The sequence below is a fragment of the Streptomyces sp. NPDC006332 genome (assembly GCF_040612855.1).
GTDB lineage: Bacteria > Actinomycetota > Actinomycetes > Streptomycetales > Streptomycetaceae > Streptomyces.
On the sequence record NZ_JBEXRA010000102.1, the window covers coordinates 1 to 15,840 of the forward strand.

The 15,840-nt window shown below is 70.9% G+C and carries 12 protein-coding genes and 1 pseudogene; 6 read left to right on the forward strand and 7 right to left on the reverse strand.

Features of this window, described 5'->3' with window-relative positions:
* A pseudogene (locus ABZ027_RS41965) lies at nucleotides 1–693 on the forward strand (glucose-6-phosphate isomerase); the annotation flags it as partial.
* 57 nt (nucleotides 694–750) lie between these two features.
* Here the strand turns inward: ABZ027_RS41965 and ABZ027_RS41970 are convergent.
* The 3 genes from ABZ027_RS41970 to ABZ027_RS41980 form a co-directional block, all read right to left on the reverse strand.
* Entirely contained in the window at nucleotides 751–3,033 is a 2,283-nt protein-coding gene (locus ABZ027_RS41970) for an FtsX-like permease family protein (protein ID WP_356778164.1), read from the reverse strand.
* Between the two features lie 135 nt (nucleotides 3,034–3,168).
* The gene (locus ABZ027_RS41975) at nucleotides 3,169–3,918 is read right to left on the reverse strand and encodes an ABC transporter ATP-binding protein (protein WP_356778166.1); all 750 of its coding nucleotides are present in this window, start codon (nucleotides 3,916–3,918) and stop codon (nucleotides 3,169–3,171) included.
* Entirely contained in the window at nucleotides 3,915–4,439 is a 525-nt protein-coding gene (locus ABZ027_RS41980; RefSeq protein WP_356778168.1) for a PadR family transcriptional regulator, read from the reverse strand. Before ABZ027_RS41980 ends, ABZ027_RS41975 begins: the two co-directional genes overlap by 4 nt.
* A 148-nt stretch (nucleotides 4,440–4,587) precedes the next feature.
* Here ABZ027_RS41980 and ABZ027_RS41985 point away from each other — a divergent pair, with 148 nt between their 5' ends.
* From ABZ027_RS41985 to ABZ027_RS42005, 5 genes are all read left to right on the forward strand, one after another.
* Nucleotides 4,588–5,859 carry an ABC transporter substrate-binding protein gene (locus tag ABZ027_RS41985; protein WP_356778170.1) on the forward strand — a complete coding sequence of 424 codons (1,272 nt, stop codon included), beginning with the start codon at nucleotides 4,588–4,590 and terminating at the stop codon, nucleotides 5,857–5,859.
* A gap of 134 nt (nucleotides 5,860–5,993) precedes the next feature.
* On the forward strand, nucleotides 5,994–7,634 hold the full coding sequence (locus tag ABZ027_RS41990) for a glycoside hydrolase family 13 protein (protein ID WP_356778172.1): 1,641 nt from the start codon (nucleotides 5,994–5,996) through the stop codon (nucleotides 7,632–7,634).
* A 70-nt stretch (nucleotides 7,635–7,704) separates the two neighbouring features.
* Nucleotides 7,705–9,033 carry an ABC transporter substrate-binding protein gene (locus tag ABZ027_RS41995; RefSeq protein ID WP_356778174.1) on the forward strand — a complete coding sequence of 443 codons (1,329 nt, stop codon included), beginning with the start codon at nucleotides 7,705–7,707 and terminating at the stop codon, nucleotides 9,031–9,033.
* A gap of 6 nt (nucleotides 9,034–9,039) precedes the next feature.
* The gene (locus ABZ027_RS42000) at nucleotides 9,040–10,401 is read left to right on the forward strand and encodes an ABC transporter permease subunit (RefSeq protein WP_356778176.1); all 1,362 of its coding nucleotides are present in this window, start codon (nucleotides 9,040–9,042) and stop codon (nucleotides 10,399–10,401) included.
* Complete coding sequence (locus ABZ027_RS42005) at nucleotides 10,398–11,237, forward strand: carbohydrate ABC transporter permease (RefSeq protein WP_356778177.1); 840 nt, start codon at nucleotides 10,398–10,400, stop codon at nucleotides 11,235–11,237. Before ABZ027_RS42000 ends, ABZ027_RS42005 begins: the two co-directional genes overlap by 4 nt.
* Nucleotides 11,238–11,321: 84 nt before the next feature.
* Here ABZ027_RS42005 and pgl read toward each other — a convergent pair whose 3' ends face one another.
* From pgl to tal, 4 genes are all read right to left on the reverse strand, one after another.
* Nucleotides 11,322–12,104: a 6-phosphogluconolactonase gene (gene pgl / locus ABZ027_RS42010; protein WP_356778179.1), complete on the reverse strand. Its 783-nt coding sequence runs from the start codon at nucleotides 12,102–12,104 to the stop codon at nucleotides 11,322–11,324.
* Nucleotides 12,101–13,243 carry a glucose-6-phosphate dehydrogenase assembly protein OpcA gene (gene opcA, locus ABZ027_RS42015; protein WP_356778181.1) on the reverse strand — a complete coding sequence of 381 codons (1,143 nt, stop codon included), beginning with the start codon at nucleotides 13,241–13,243 and terminating at the stop codon, nucleotides 12,101–12,103. The genes pgl and opcA overlap by 4 nt, the downstream gene beginning before the upstream one ends.
* Nucleotides 13,240–14,769, reverse strand: a complete 1,530-nt coding sequence (gene zwf, locus ABZ027_RS42020) for a glucose-6-phosphate dehydrogenase (protein ID WP_356778185.1) — start codon at nucleotides 14,767–14,769, stop codon at nucleotides 13,240–13,242. The genes opcA and zwf overlap by 4 nt, the downstream gene beginning before the upstream one ends.
* 13 nt (nucleotides 14,770–14,782) lie before the next feature.
* A partial coding sequence (gene tal / locus ABZ027_RS42025; RefSeq protein ID WP_356778183.1) for a transaldolase occupies nucleotides 14,783–15,840 on the reverse strand: 1,058 nt, incomplete at its 5' end.

Sequence of the window (15,840 nt, forward strand, 5' to 3'; positions counted from 1 at the left end):
GGTCTGCTGGGTGTCTGGTACGGCAACTTCCATGACGCGCAGTCGCACGCGGTGCTGCCCTACAGCCACTATCTGTCGAAGTTCACGGCGTATCTGCAGCAGCTGGACATGGAGTCCAACGGCAAGTCGGTGGACCGGGAGGGCCGCCGGGTCGAGTGGGAGACCGGGCCGGTGGTGTGGGGCACGCCCGGCACCAACGGGCAGCACGCCTACTACCAGCTGATCCACCAGGGCACCAAGCTGATCCCGGCGGACTTCATCGGCTTCGCCCGCCCCGTCGAGGAACTCAGCGAGGGGCTGCGGGCGCAGCACGACCTGCTGATGGCGAACTTCTTCGCCCAGACGCAGGCGCTGGCGTTCGGCAAGACCCCCGACGAGGTCCGCGCGGAGGGTGTGCCGGAGGAACTGGTGGCGCACAAGACGTTCCAGGGCAACCACCCCACCACCACCATCCTGGCCGGGGAACTCACGCCGTCGGTGCTGGGCCAGCTCATCGCGCTGTACGAGCACAAGGTGTTCGTGCAGGGCGCGGTGTGGAACATCGACTCCTTCGACCAGTGGGGCGTCGAACTCGGCAAGGTCCTCGCCAAGCGCGTCGAACCCGCCCTCACCCAAGGCACCGACGTACCCGGCCTGGACGATTCCACCAAGGCCCTGGTCGCCGCATACCGGGAGCTGCGCGGCCGGGACTGAGCGGGGAGGCCACCCCTCCCGTACGTGCCGCCCCCGCCTTACCCGCGGGGGCGGCGCTCAGGCCACCGCGCTCAGCGTGTCCGCGAGCCGACGCCGTGCCGCCCGAGAGGCCGGCAGCGCGGCGAGCGCGACCGCCCCCAGTACCGCGGCCGCTCCGAACAGCGCCAGCAGGACAGGGGACGGCGCCTGAGCGATCCCGGCGCCGATCCCGCTGGACCTGCCCTGGGCGTCGATCAGCCAGTGGGCGAGCGGGGCGCCCAGGACCGTACCGATGAGGACCGCGGCCAGCGCCGTACAGCCGGTGGCGGTGACGGTGACCGCGGTGATCTGCCGTGGTGACAGGCCGATGGCCTTGAGCGCCAGCAGATCCCGCTCGCCCTCACGCACGGTGCCGCCGATCGCGGTCAGCAGTTCGATCAGCCCGATGAGAGCGAGGACGGCGATCAGGCCCACCACGACCCCGCGCAGCGGCGAGAGTCCGTCGGCCGGATTCGACACGGCGTGCACGTCGAGGTGACCGCGCCCGGCGGCGGACAGCCGACTGGCGACCACCTGCGGGTCCGTGCCGGGGTGCAGGCGGAGCTGGTAGAAGGTGGGACCGAGGCCCGGGTCGTTCTCACGGAGGGTGTCCAGGGAGGTGGAGATGACCCGGCCGGCGTTCTCCGGTTCGATGCTGCGGCCCACGATGTGCAGGATCTGCGGCCGGTCGCCCACCGTCATCCGCACCCAGTCGCCCACCCGCACATCGAGCAGGTCCAGCAGCCCCTGCCCGGCCACCGCCTCGTCGGGACCTCGCGCGGCGCGGCCCTCGGCCAGGGCGTACGGGTACGGCTCCCGGGGGCTGCCGAGGCCACGCAGCGCGATGGTGGCCGTCTGGCCCGGTACCAGGGCCGCCACCTCCACGCCCGGGTAGACGGCGGCGACGCCCGGATCCCGCTCCAGCAGGGTACGGGTGGCCCGCTCGCCGAGACCGGAGTCCGTGCGGGCGGTGAGCGCGGCCGGGACCCCGATCTGCTCGGGCCTGTTGTGGAAGCGGTCGATGGTGGTCCAGGCGCTCATCGCGACCACGATCAGCAGCAGCGGCAACGCGAGCCGGGCCACCGTGGCCAGCGACCGCGGACGCCTCGCGAACGCCTTGTGCCAGCCGAGGACCAGCGCGGGCGGCAGCCGCAGCCCGAGCGCCCGGCGCGCCACGGACGAGAGCCGCCCGCCGGCCGGTGCCGCGGGCCGTGGCACCGGGACCGGAGGCACCCGCCCGGCCCGCCAGGCGGCGAGACCGGTGGTCGCGCCGATCAGCAGCACCGCCGCCACCGGCACCACGAACAGCGCCACCGGATGCCCGGGCAGCCCCTGCCACACGCCGACCGCGTCCCCGAGACGGCCGGGGAGGCGGCTGCCCAGCGCCTGGGTGAGCGCCGCCGCGGCCACCGCGCCGAGCAGCGCGTAGGCGACGTGCTGGAACAGGAAGACGCGAACCACCTGGCCCGGCGTGAAGCCGATCGCCTTCAGCACCGAGATGTCCCGCAGATGGCCCCGGATGCGGGTGGCGATCGCCCCGTGCACCGCGAGCCCGGCGGCGACCAGCGCACCGAGGCCGAACAGTCCCAGCACCTGCCCCAGCAGGCGGCTGTCGCCCTGCGCCTCGGCACGGGCCTGCTGCCAGGTGGAGACCTCGCTGACGGCACCGGAGCCGAGTACCGTGACGGCGCGCTGGACGATGTAGTCCGTGTCGCCGGGCTCCGACAGACGCAGCCCGATGACCTGGCCGCCGGGGTCGCGCACGGCGGACGGGAGCGCCCAGACGAGCCCCGGCTGCTCGCCCGGCCGGTAGCGGGGTTCGGCGCTGTCGGCGATGCCGAGGACGGTCAGTCTCCGCTCGGTGCCGGGCACGCTGAGGCTGTCGCCAGGCTCGGCCAGCAGGGCGCGGGCCAGACGGCTCTCCAGGACGACGCCGTTCGGGGTGCCGGCGTCCAGCCAGTGGCCGGAGGTGACCAGCGGGCGGCCGACGGTGGGCCGCCCCGAGGTGCCGCGCAGTTCGACGGAGGCGCGGGCGCCGCGTGAGGCGAGGGTGGTGGACTCGGTCGGGTAGGGGCCGGAGACCGATGCGACGCCGTCCAGCTCCGCCGCCTTGCGTACATCCGCCGACGGGCCGGTGTGCAGCCACACATGAGCGCCGTGCGCCTGGGTGAAGACCCGCTGCCAGGGATTGGTGGCGTACCCGAAAAGGGCCGTGGCCAGCAGCAGCGAGACGACGATGCCGGCGGTGGCGAGGACGAGGAACAGGGCCTCGCCGCGGTGGGTGCGCAGATCGGAGTGCGCCCAGCGCAGGGTGGCTCGCACGGGCTCAGTCCCTCGTCCCGCTCATCGCGAAGGCACCGTCGTACGCCGGCAAGGCGCCGTCGCGCATCACGAAGGCACGGTCGTGGATCGTGAACTCACCGTCGTACACCCGCATGTCAGCCCGTCACCCGCCTGTCACTCCTTGAGTTCCAGCACGCCGGATATGCCGGTGCCGCGCGACGGCGTGCCGTGGAGTTCCGCGTCGTCGGCTATCCGTCCGTCGAAGAAGCTGATCACCCGGTCCGCGGCGCTCGCCAGCCGCGCGTCATGGGTGACCAGCACGATCGTCTGGCCGCGCTGGTGGAAGCGGGACAGCAGCCGGGTCACCTCGCGGGTGCCCTTGCTGTCCAGGCTGCCCGCGGGCTCGTCGGCCAGCAGCAGCGGCGGATGGTTGACCAGGGCCCGGGCGAGCGCGACCCGCTGCTGCTCACCGCCGGACAGCTCGCCGGGCATGCTCTTCTCCTTGCCCGTCAGGCCCAGCTCGGCCAGCAGGCCCTCCCGCTCGGCGCGTGCCCGCTTCGGGGACGCCCCGGCGAGCAGGGCCGGCAGTTCCACGTTGTCGGCGACCGAGAGATCGGAGACCAGGTTGAAGAACTGGAACACGATCCCGATGCGCTTCCTGCGCTCCACGGCCCAGCGTGCCTCGCCCCACGTGTCGGAGCGCTCGCCGTCCAGCCAGATGCTGCCGCCGTCGGGTCGTTGCAGGCCGCCCAGCAGGTGCAGCAGCGTGGACTTGCCGGCGCCGGACGGCCCGGTGATCGCCACGAACTCGCCCTGCCGTACACGCAGATCGACCCCGCGCACGGCATGCGCCGGGGCGCCCTCGCCGTGGTGCGTCTTGACCAGGCCCTCGGCGCGCAGCACGGGAGCGGGGCTGTCGTTCACTCCAGCTCCTCCAGCTCTTCCAGTTCTTCCTGGCACCGCTCCAGCCAGTCGAGGTCGGCCTGCAGGTGCAGCATCGCGCCCTCGATCAGCAGCTGGGCGATGCGGTTGTCCCGGTTCTCGGCGGCGGCCAGTTTCGACAGGTCACGCATGGTGTTGAGGTACTGGCGCCGCTGCTTGTTGATGAGGGCGATCTGGTCGGCGAGACCGGTCTGCGGGGCGAGGGCCAGCTTCATGAAGAACTCGTCGCGCACCCGCGGCTCGTCGGCGGTCTCCTCGTACCAGGCGCGCAGCTCTTCCCGCCCGGCGTCGGTGAGGTGGTAGATCTTCTTGTTGGGCCGGCTCGACTGCTCGACCTCTTCGCCCTCGATCAGTCCTGTCTTCTCGAGGCGGCCGAGGGTGACGTAGATCTGGCCGACGTTCGGCTGAGGGTACGCGGAGCCCAGCAGTTGCTCAAGGTCGTGCTTGAGCTCGTAGCCGTGGGCCGGTCCGCGCGCGAGGAGAGCCAGCAGGGGCAGGCGCACTCGTGCTGTCCTCTCCGTCGCGTAATGTGCTCCGGGCCCTAGTATCGCCCATACCTAACAGGTATACATGGCGTCTGACTCGCGCGAGGCGCCCTGCGCCCCGCGGCAGGTGTCAGATGCCAGGTGTCAGGTGTACAGGGAGGAACCTATGCGGTGGATTCACGCCGCCGGTAGGGGCCTTCTCGTTCTCGCGGTGGTCCTGACCGGATACGTCACCTCCGGCGCGCACGCCGAGGACGGGACCGCGGGTGGCCGTGGGCCGCTCACCGTGGCCACCGCCGGAGACCTCACCGGCTATCTCGGCCCCCTGCTGGAGGGCTGGAACCGCACCCACCCCGGCGAGAGGGTCACCCTCGTCGAACTCCCGGACTCCGCCGACGAGACCCACGCGCAGATGGCCACCGACCTGCGCGACGGTGACCGCAGCCGGTTCGACGTCCTCAACATCGACGTCAACTGGACCTCGGAGTTCGCGGCGGCGGGCTGGATACGGCCGCTGCCCCGCGACCGCTTCCCGCTGAAGACCTTCCTGAAGCCGGTCGTCGACACGGCGACCTACGAGGACCGTCTGTACGCCGTCCCGTACGTCACCAACGCCGGACTGCTCCTCTACCGCAAGGACGTCCTCGCCAAGGAGGGCGTCGGGCCGCCGCGCACCTGGGCCGAACTGGAACGGGACGCGAAGACCATCGCCCCGAAATACGGACTCGACGGCTACGCCGGCCAGTTCCTGCCGTACGAGGGGCTCACCGTCAACGCGGCCGAGGCCGTCTACTCGGCGGGCGGCACGATCCTCGGCGACGAGGGCGAACGCGTCACCGTGAACTCCGCCGCCGCCCGCGAGGGCATCGGCTTCCTCGCCCGGGGTGTGCGGGAGGGCTGGATCCCGAAGCGGGCGCTGACGTACAAGGAGGAGGAGTCGAAGCAGGCCTTCGAGGACGGGCGGTTGCTCTTCCTGCGTAACTGGCCGTACGCGTACGTCGCTGCCTCAGCCAGGGGGTCGAAGGTCGCCGGGAAGATCGGCGCCGTGCCGCTGCCCGGGCCCGACGGGCCGGGCAGGAGCGTCCTCGGTGGCTCCAACCTGGCCGTCAGCACGCACGCGCGGCATCCCGACTCGGCCGCGCGGCTGATCACGTACCTCACCAGCGAGCCCGTCCAGCGGCAGGTCCTCACGCGCGGCGCGCTGCCGCCGGTACGTGCCGCGCTGTACGAAGATCCCGCGCTGGTGCGGGAGTTCCCGTACCTGCCGACCCTGCGCGCGAGCGTCGTCCGGGCCGCCCCGCGGCCCAAGAGCCCCCGCTACGACCAGGTCAGTCTGGTGGTGCAGGCGGTGGTGCAGGACGCGATGACAGGGCGCGAGACGCCCGAGGCGGCCGTGCGACGGCTGGCCCGGGAACTCGCGGCCATCTCCAGTCGCTAGTTACCTGTTAGGTAACGCGGATATCTCATCTGACTGAGAAATGCCCCTTTAACGCCGGGTTTGTCGTGCCAACTCGGCAGGAGGCCTGTTCTTTTCATTGACACCCTCACGACACACCTACCTAACATGCATGCATGTCGAGCAAGTACCGCCGCTGGTGGCGCGACGCAGTGATCTACCAGGTGTACGTCCGCAGCTTCCTGGACAGCACCGGCGACGGCATCGGCGATCTCGCCGGGGTCAGGGCCGGACTGCCGTACCTGAAGAAGCTGGGCGTCGACGGGATCTGGCTGAGCCCCTTCTACCCCTCGCCGCAGCACGACCACGGTTACGACGTGGCCGACTACCGCGACGTGGACCCGACCTTCGGTGACCTCGCCGAGTTCGACCTGCTCATGGCGGCCGGCCGGCGGCTCGGCATCAAGGTGCTGCTCGACATCGTCCCGAACCACTGCTCCAGCGAGCACCCGTGGTTCCAGGAGGCGCTCGCCGCCACCGCGGGCAGCGCGGCCCGGGCCCGTTTCCACTTCGCCGACGGCCGCGGCCCGGACGGTGCCGAACCGCCCAACAACTGGCACGCCATGTTCGGCGGCCCCGCCTGGACCCGGGTCACCGAGGCCGACGGCCGCCCCGGCCAGTGGTACCTGCACATGTTCACCTCCGACCAGCCGGACTGGAACTGGCGCGACCCCGAGGTCGCCGACGAGTTCGACCGGACACTGCGCTTCTGGCTCGACCGGGGCGTCGACGGTTTCCGTATCGACGTGGCCGCCGGGCTCTTCAAGCACCCTGACCTGCCCGACTCCCCGGACCCGGAGGCGGACGCCCGCACCCGGGACTCCGTCAACCCGCTCGCCTGGAACCAGCCCGAGGTGCACGAGGTCTGGCGGCACTGGCGCGCGGTGTGCGAGGAGTACACGGCACGCGACGGCCGCGAGCGGCTCCTGGTCGGTGAGGTGTCCGTTCCCACCGCGCGTGAACACGCCCAGTACGTCCGCCCGGACGAACTCCACCAGGCCTTCTTCTTCGACCTGCTCGGCGCACCCTGGAACCCCGACGCCTTCCGCAAGGTCATCTCCGAGGCCATGCAGGACATCGCCGGGACCGGGTCCACGGTCACCTGGGTCCTCAACAACCACGACCAGGTCCGCACCGTCACCCGCTACGGCGAATTCACGACCGAGGGCAGCGGCCTCGGTGCCGCCCGCGCCCGCGCCGCCGCGCTGCTGATGCTGGCGCTGCCCGGAGCCGCGTACATCTACCAGGGCGAGGAACTGGGCCTGCCGGAGGTCGTCGACCTGCCCGACGACGTGCTCACCGACCCGATCTTCCGCCGGACCGGAAGCCGCGCCCGGATCCGCGACGGCTGCCGGGTGCCGCTGCCGTGGTCCGGGCAGGTGTCCCCGTTCGGTTTCACCTCCGGGACGGAGGGCGCCAAGCCGTGGCTGCCGCAGCCGGAGTACTTCGCCGACCACGCCACCGACCGGGCCCTCGCCGACACCCGTTCGTTCTGGCACCTGTACCGCGACGGCCTGCAACTGCGCGCCGCGCTGCCCCAGTTGGGTGAAGGGCCGCTGCGCTGGCTGGACACCCCGCCCGGCGTCCTCGCCTTCGCCCGCGGCGACGACGGTGACGGCTTCGTCTGCGCCGTCAACTTCGGTACGGCACCGACGCCCGCACCGGTCTCCGGCACCCCGCTGCTGTCCAGCGGCCCCTGCCCGGCCGGGGTGCTCCCCGGTTCGACGGCCGCCTGGTGGATCAGCGACCCCCTCTGACCTTCTTCTCCCGCTTCTCCCGATCCCCTGATCAGCCGTCAACTTCCCACCCCTCGAAGGGACATCAACGATGATGCGACGACGCACGACCCTGCTCACGAGCTGCACCGCCCTCGCCCTGGCGCTCGGCGCGACCGCCTGCTCGGGCGGCGGCCCGGTCTCCGCCGCCGGCGGCGACAAGGCGCTCAGCGGTCAGACGGTCACCGTGGCCGGTGTCTGGTCCGGCAGCGAGCAGAAGAACTTCCAGAAGGTGCTGGACGCCTTCGGTGAGAAGACCGGCGCCACGACACAGTTCGTGTCCACCGGCGACAACGTCTCCACCGTCGTCGGCAGCAAGATCGAGGGCGGCAACGCGCCCGACGTGGTGATGGTCCCGCAGGTCGGCGTCCTGCAGCAGTTCGCGAAGCAGGGCTGGCTCAAGCCGCTGTCCAAGGCCACCGAGCAGTCCGTGGACGCGGGGTACGCGCCCGTCTGGAAGAAGTACGGCAGCGTCGACGGCGCCCTCTACGGCCTCTACTTCAAGGCCGCCCACAAGTCGACGGTCTGGTACAGCCCCGACGCCCTCGACCAGGCCGGGGTCAAGCCGCCGACCACCTACGACGCGATGCTGAAGGCCGGGCGCACCGTCTCCGACTCCGGTCTCGCCGCGTTCTCGGTGGCCGGTCAGGACGGCTGGACCCTCACCGACTGGTTCGAGAACATCTACCTCTCCCAGGCCGGACCCGAGAAGTACGACGCCCTCGCCGCCCACAAGCTGAAGTGGACCGACGCGTCGGTGGTCAAGGCGCTCGGCACGCTCGGCAAGCTCTTCAAGGACAAGCAGCTGATGGCGGGCGGGCAGAAGGGGGCACTCAACACCGACTTCCCGGGCTCGGTGGAGAAGGTGTTCGGGCCGAAGCCCGAGGCCGGCATGGTCTACGAGGGCGACTTCGTCGCCGGCGTCGCCAAGGACCAGTTCGGCAAGGCGATCGGGCAGGACGCGAACTTCTTCCCCTTCCCGGCGGTCGACGGCGGCAAGGCCCCGGTGGTCAGCGGCGGTGACGCGGCCGTGGTGCTGAAGGACGGCAAGAACGCCAAGGCCGGCATGCAACTCCTGGAGTACTTGGCCACCCCCGAGGCCGCGGCCGTGTGGGCGAAGGCGGGCGGGTTCCTGTCCCCGAACAAGAAGCTCGACCTCGCCTCGTACGGCGACGACGTCACCCGCGCCACCGCCAAGTCCCTGGTCGGGGCCGGGGATTCGGTCCGCTTCGACATGTCCGACCAGGCCCCGGCCGCCTTCGGCGGTACCAAGGGCGCCGGTGAGTGGAAGCTGCTGCAGGACTTCCTGCGCGACCCGTCCGACCCGAAGGGGACCGCGGCGCAGCTGGAAGCCGCGGCCGCCAAGGCGTACAAGGGCTGACCGGCCATGACCGCGACCCTTGTGAAAGAGGCGGGCACCGGGCCCGCCTCTCCCGCCTTCCGCGCCCGGCGCACCCGGCGGCGCGGACGGATCATCGCCGTCCTGTTCGCCTTCCCCGCCCTGCTGCTGCTCGGCGCGCTCGTCGTCTATCCGGTGCTGTTCTCGATCGGCCGCAGCTTCTTCGACGCGTCCGGCACCCGTTTCGTGGGCGGCGATAACTACAGCGAGATGTTCCGTGACCCGGCGACCGTCAAAGCCGTCCGGAACACGGCGATCTGGGTGGTGGTGGCGCCCGCCCTGCTGACCGGCCTCGGCCTGATCCTCGCCGTGCTGGTGGAGAAGGTCCGCTGGGCGACCGCCTTCAAGCTGCTCCTTTTCATGCCGATGGCGGTGTCCTTCCTCGCCGCCGGCATCATCTTCCGGCTGGCCTACGACGAGGACCCGAACAAGGGCGTGCTGAACGCGGCCGTCGTCTCGGTGCACGACGCCTTCACCGGCACCTCGCCGTACCCGACGGCCCGGGCCCGCGACGGCCAGGGACTGAAGGGGGAGCCGGACGGCTCGTACCGGACGACCGCCACCGTCTCCCCGGGGGACTCCGTGACCCTCGGCCTGGTCGGCGTCCCGCCGAAGGAACTGCCCGCGGGGGCCGAGCCCGCATACCCGGCCGCCGCCCGCAAGGCCGCTGCGGACGAGCTGCGCGGGGTGGTCTACCTCGACTTCACACCCGGTGGCGGAGGGGAGCAGGGCAAGGTCGACCGGCGGGAGAGCGGGCTGCCCGAGACCGAGGTCGAGGCGGTCGGCGCCGACGGGAAGACGGTCGCCAGTACGACGACGGCGTCCGACGGCTCCTTCGACTTCACCGGCCTCGACTCCGGCTCGTACACGGTGAAGCTGCCCGCCTCCAACTTCGCCCAGCCCTACGGAGGGGTCTCCTGGCTCGGGCCGACGCTGGTCACGCCGGCGATCATCGGGGCGTACCTGTGGATCTGGACCGGCTTCGCGATGGTGCTGATCGGCGCCGGGCTCGCGGCGCTGCCACGGGACGCGCTGGAGGCGGCGCGGATGGACGGGGCGAACGAGTGGCAGATCTTCCGGCGGATCACGGTGCCGCTGCTGGCACCCGTGCTCACCGTGGTCTTCGTGACCCTCGTGATCAACGTGATGAAGGTCTTCGACCTCGTCTACATCATCGCGCCCGGGCCGGTGCAGGAGGACGCGACCGTGCTCGCCACGCAGATGTGGCTGGTGTCGTTCGGCGGCGGCAACAACCAGGGACTGGGCAGCGCCCTCGGGGTTCTGCTCCTGCTCCTGGTGGTCCCGGCCATGGTCTTCAACGTCCGTCGTTTCCGAAGGAGTCAGCGATGAACGCGATACGGCGCGGCCTGGGCAACGGTGCCGTGCAGGCCTTCCTCGTGGTGATCGGCCTGGTCTGGGTGACGCCGCTCGCCGGGCTGTTCCTCTCCTCGCTGCGCTCCGCCCAGGACACGGCGCAGGGCGGCTGGTGGACCGTGTTCACCAGCCCCGGGCAGCTGTCCTTCGACAACTACTCGGCGCTGCTGAAGAACTCAGGGATGACCCAGGCGTTCTGGAACACGGTGCTGATATCGGTGCCGACGACCGTCCTGGTGGTGGCCCTGGCGGCGCTCGCCGGATACGCCTTCGCCTGGCTCGACTTCCCCGGCCGGGAGACCGTCTTCCTGCTGGTGGTGGCGCTGCTGGTGGTGCCGGTGCAGATCGGGCTGCTGCCGGTCGCCAAACTCTTCGGGCAGTTGGGCCTGTTCGGGACGATTCCGGGTGTGGTGCTGTTCCACGTGGCGTACGGGCTGCCGTTCGCGGTGTTCCTGTTGCGCAACTACTTCGCCGAGATGCCGAAGGAGATGCTGGAGGCGGCCCGGATGGACGGCGGCAGCGAGTGGCGGATCTTCACCCGCCTGGTCCTGCCGGTGGGCCGGCCGGCGATCGCCAGCCTCGCCATCTTCCAGTTCCTGTGGGTGTGGAACGACATGCTGGTGGCGCTGCTGTTCGCGGACGGCTCCGCGCAGCCGCTGACCGTGGAACTCCAGTCCCAGATACGGCAGTTCGGCAGCAACATCGACGTGCTGGCGCCGGGGGCGTTCCTGTCCCTGGTGGTGCCGGTGGTGGTGTTCTTCGCGTTCCAGCGGCACTTCGTGCAGGGCGTGATGGCGGGGTCGGTGAAGTAGGCGGCCGACCCGCGCGGTCGGGCGGCGGGGCGAAGAGCCCGCGCGGGTGAGGGCGGCGGGGCGAAGAGCCTCGCCGCCCTCAGCTCACGACAACGCCGGAGGGTACAGCGACCGCGGCAGCTGCGAGGCTGCCGCCGAGTCCAGCAGCCACAGGGTGCGCTGCCTGCCCTGCGCACCCGCCACCGGCGCCTGGATCTCGCCGGCGCCCGAGAGGCCGATCGCCACCGCCTCGGCCTTGTCCTCGCCGGCTGCCAGCAGCCAGACCTCGCGGGCGGCCCGGATCGCCGGAAGCGTGAGGGTCACCCGGGTCGGCGGGGGCTTCGGAGCGCCGTGGACGCCGACCACCGTGCGTTCGGTCTCCCGGACGGCGGGCAGTTCCGGGAACAGGGACGCCACATGGGTGTCCGGTCCCACGCCCAGCATCAGGACGTCGAACGTCGGCACCGCGCCATGGTTCTCCGGACCCGCCGCACGGGCCAGCTCCTCGGCGTAGCCCGCGGCCGCCGCGTCCGCGTCCGTCCCGTACGGTCCGTCCGACGCGGGCATGGCGTGCACGCGCTTCGGGTCCAGCGGCACCGCGTCCAGCAGCGCCTCGCGGGCCTGCGTGACATTGCGGTCCGGGTCGCCCTCGGGCAGGAACCGCTCGTCGCCCCACCACAGGTCCAGGCGGCCCCAGTCGACGGCGTCCCGGGCGGGCGCCGCGGCCAGGGCGGCCAGCAGACCGTTGCCGTTGCGGCCGCCCGTGAGGACCACGGACGCCGTACCGCGCGAGGCCTGCGCGTCCACGACCTTCGTGATCAGGCGGGCCGCGGCGGCCTGGGCCATCAGCTCCTTGTCGTGATGCACGACCAGCTGCGGAGTGCTCACTTCGCCGCCGCCTTCCTCACCGGGGCCTCCTGCGTCGCCGCTGCCGCGGGTGCTTTCGCAGCCGCTTCGAGGGGAGTAGGGACCGCGCCGGCCCCTTCTCCTTTGGCCAACGGTCCCTCCGCGTCGGCGTTCTGCTCCGCGCCGGGATTCTGTTCCGGGTCGGCGTTCTGCTCCGCGGAGGGCACCTCGGCGCCCTTTCCGCGTGACCCGTTCGAGGTGCTCAGCCGCTCCACCCCGAACCGCAGCGCGGACGCGTACGTGTCGTCCGGGTCCAGCCGCCGCAGCTCCTCCGCGATCAGCTCCGCCGTGTCGCGGCGCTTGAGCGCCACCGCACGATCGGGCTGGCCCTCGATGGAGAGGGTGGCGAGGGAACCGTCGGCGCGGTCGAGGACGATCGGGCCGCAGTCGGTGCTCATCCGGACCGCCGTCAGACCGGGGCCCGACGACAGGGAACGCTTCACCGGGACGTCCAGCCGGTCCGCGAGCCACATCGCCAGCAGCTCACAGCTCGGGTTGAACTCCTCGCCCTCCACCTCGACGGCCGCGACCTCGCAGGTCACCTGGTCGAGAGCGGCCGCCAGCATGGAACGCCAGGGCGTGATCCGGGTCCACGACAGATCCGTGTCGCCGGGGGTGTAGGCGTCCGCGCGGGCACCGAGTTCCCGTACCGGCTGCTCGGACGCGTAGGTGTCGGTGACCCGGCGCTGGGCGAGGGCGCCCAGCGGGTCCTGCGCCGGGTCCAGGGGCGCGTTCACCGGCCACCAGACCACCACCGGGGCGTCCGGCAGCAGCAGCGGCAGGACGACCGACTGGGCGTGGTGGGCGACATCGCCGTACAGCCGCAGGACGACCGTCTCGCCGGAACCCGCGTCCGCGCCCAGCCGTACCTCGGCGTCCAGCCGCGACTGGGTCCGGTCGCGGGGCGAACGCGAGACGCGCTTGATGACCACGAGCGTGCGCGAGGGGTGCTCGTGCGAGGCGTCGTTTGCGGCCTTCAAGGCGTCGTACGCGTTCTCCTCGTCCGTGACGATGACCAGCGTGAGCACCATGCCGACGGCCGGGGTGCCGATGGCCCGCCGGCCCTGCACCAGTGCCTTGTTGACCTTGCCGGCCGTGGTGTCGGTGAGGTCTATCTTCATGGGCGGCGCCAGCTCCGTCCGTCTCGCTCGAGCATGTGGTCCGCCTCGACCGGGCCCCAGGTGCCCGCCGGGTACTGGGCGGGCTTGCCGTTCTTGTCCCAGTACTGCTCGATCGGGTCGAGGATCTTCCAGGACAGCTCGACCTCCTCGGTGCGCGGGAAGAGGTTCGAGTCCCCGAGCAGCACGTCGAGGATCAGCCGCTCGTAGGCCTCCGGGCTGGACTCCGTGAACGACTCGCCGTAGGCGAAGTCCATGGACACGTCCCGGATCTCCATCGAGGTGCCCGGCACCTTGGAGCCGAAGCGGACCGTGACTCCCTCGTCGGGCTGGACGCGGATGACGATCGCGTTCTTGCCCAGCTCCTCCGTCGCCGTGTGGTCGAAGGGGGAGTGCGGGGCCCGCTGGAAGACGACCGCGATCTCGGTGACCCGGCGGCCCAGCCGCTTGCCGGTGCGCAGGTAGAAGGGGATGCCCGCCCAGCGGCGGTTGTCGATCTCCACCTTGATCGCCGCGTAGGTGTCGGTCTTCGACTTGTGGTCGATGCCGTCCTCTTCGAGGTAGCCGATGACCTTCTCGCCGCCCTGCCATCCGCCGGCGTACTGCCCGCGCACGGTGTCCACGCCGAGGTCCTTCGGCAGTCTCACCGCGCCGAGCACCTTGGTCTTCTCGGCGGCGAGGGCGTCCGCGTCGAAGGACGACGGTTCCTCCATCGCCGTGAGGGCCAGCAGCTGGAGCAGGTGGTTCTGGATGACGTCTCGGGCGGCGCCGATGCCGTCGTAGTAACCGGCCCGGCCGCCGATGCCGATGTCCTCGGCCATGGTGATCTGCACGTGGTCCACGAAGGACCGGTTCCAGATCGGCTCGAACATCGTGTTGGCGAAGCGCAGCGCCAGGATGTTCTGGACGGTCTCCTTGCCCAGGTAGTGGTCGATACGGAAGACCTGGTCCGGGGCGAACACCTCGTGCACGACCTTGTTGAGCTCCTCGGCCGACTTCAGGTCGTGGCCGAAGGGCTTCTCGATGACCGCGCGCCGCCAGGACCCGCCCTCCTGGTCGGCCAGCCCGTGCTTCTTCAGCTGCTGGATGACCACGGGGAAGGAGCGCGGCGGCACGGACAGGTAGAAGGCGAAGTTGCCGCCCGTGCCCTGTGCCTTGTCCAGCTCCTCGATGGTGCCGCGAAGCCGCTCGAACGCGTCGTCGTCGTCGAAGGTGCCCTGGACGAAGCGCATCCCCTGGATGAGCTGCTGCCAGACCTCCTCACGGAACGGCGTACGGGCGTGCTCCTTGACGGCGTCGTGGACCTCCTGTGCGAAGTCCTCGTGCGCCCACTCACGCCGGGCGAACCCGATCAGCGAGAAACCCGGCGGCAGCAGCCCCCGGTTCGCGAGGTCGTACACGGCGGGCATGAGCTTCTTTCGTGACAAATCGCCCGTGACGCCGAAGATGACCAGGCCCGACGGCCCCGCGATACGCGGGAGCCGTCGGTCGGCGGGGTCACGGAGCGGGTTCGCTCCGTGACCGGAAATACGAGCCAAGGGTTCAGCCCTCCGAAGGAGCGAGGCGCTGGAGCTCCGCCTCGGTCGACTTGAGCAGATCGTTCCAGGACGCCTCGAACTTCTCGACGCCCTCCTCCTCCAGGAGCTGGACGACCTCGTCGTACGAGATCCCGAGCTTCTCGACCGCGTCGAGGTCGGCGCGGGCCTGCTCGTACGTGCCGGAGACCGCGTCACCGCGGATCTGACCGTGGTCCTCGGTGGCGAACAGGGTCGCCTCCGGCATGGTGTTCACCGTGTTCGGCGCGACCAGCTCGTCGACGTACAGGGTGTCCTTGTACGCCTTGTCCTTGACGCCGGTCGATGCCCACAGCGGACGCTGCTTGTTGGCGCCGGCGTTCTCCAGCGCGCTCCAGCGGTCCGAGGAGAAGACCTCTTCGTACGCCTGGTAGGCGAGACGGGCGTTGGCGACACCGGCCTTGCCGCGGGCGGCCTTGGCCTCGGGCGTGCCGAGCGCGTCGATCCGCTTGTCGATCTCGGTGTCCACCCGGGACACGAAGAAGGACGCCACGGAGTGGATCTTCGTGAGGTCCAGGCCGCGCTCCTTGGCCTTCTCCAGGCCGGCGAGGTACGCGTCCATCACCAGGCGGTAGCGCTCCAGCGAGAAGATCAGCGTGACGTTGACGCTGATCCCGAGGCCGATGACCTCGGTGATCGCCGGGATGCCCGCCTCGGTGGCCGGGATCTTGATGAGCGTGTTGGGGCGGTCCACCAGCCAGGCGAGCTGCTTGGCCTCGGCGACCGTCGCCTTGACGTTGTGGGCCAGACGCGGGTCGACCTCGATCGAGACCCGGCCGTCCTGGCCGCCGGTGGCGTCGAAGACCGGGCGCAGGATGTCGGCGGCGTCGCGGACGTCCGCCGTCGTGATCATGCGGATGGCCTCTTCGACGCTGACCTTGCGGAAGGCGAGGTCGGAGAGCTGCTGGTCGTAACCGTCGCCCTCGGAGATCGCCTTCTGGAAGATCGACGGGTTGGTGGTGACGCCCACGACGTGCTGCTGGTCGATCAGCTCGGCGAGGTTGCCGGACGTGATCCGCTTGCGCG

Coding starts and splice junctions, on each gene's coding strand:
- ABZ027_RS41985 (WP_356778170.1), top strand. CDS start 4,588: ATGCGGTGGATTCACGCCGCCGGTAGGGGCCTTCTCGTTCTCGCGGTG.
- ABZ027_RS41990 (WP_356778172.1), top strand. CDS start 5,994: ATGTCGAGCAAGTACCGCCGCTGGTGGCGCGACGCAGTGATCTACCAG.
- ABZ027_RS41995 (WP_356778174.1), top strand. CDS start 7,705: ATGATGCGACGACGCACGACCCTGCTCACGAGCTGCACCGCCCTCGCC.
- ABZ027_RS42000 (WP_356778176.1), top strand. CDS start 9,040: ATGACCGCGACCCTTGTGAAAGAGGCGGGCACCGGGCCCGCCTCTCCC.
- ABZ027_RS42005 (WP_356778177.1), top strand. CDS start 10,398: ATGAACGCGATACGGCGCGGCCTGGGCAACGGTGCCGTGCAGGCCTTC.
- opcA (WP_356778181.1), bottom strand. CDS start 13,243: ATGAAGATAGACCTCACCGACACCACGGCCGGCAAGGTCAACAAGGCA.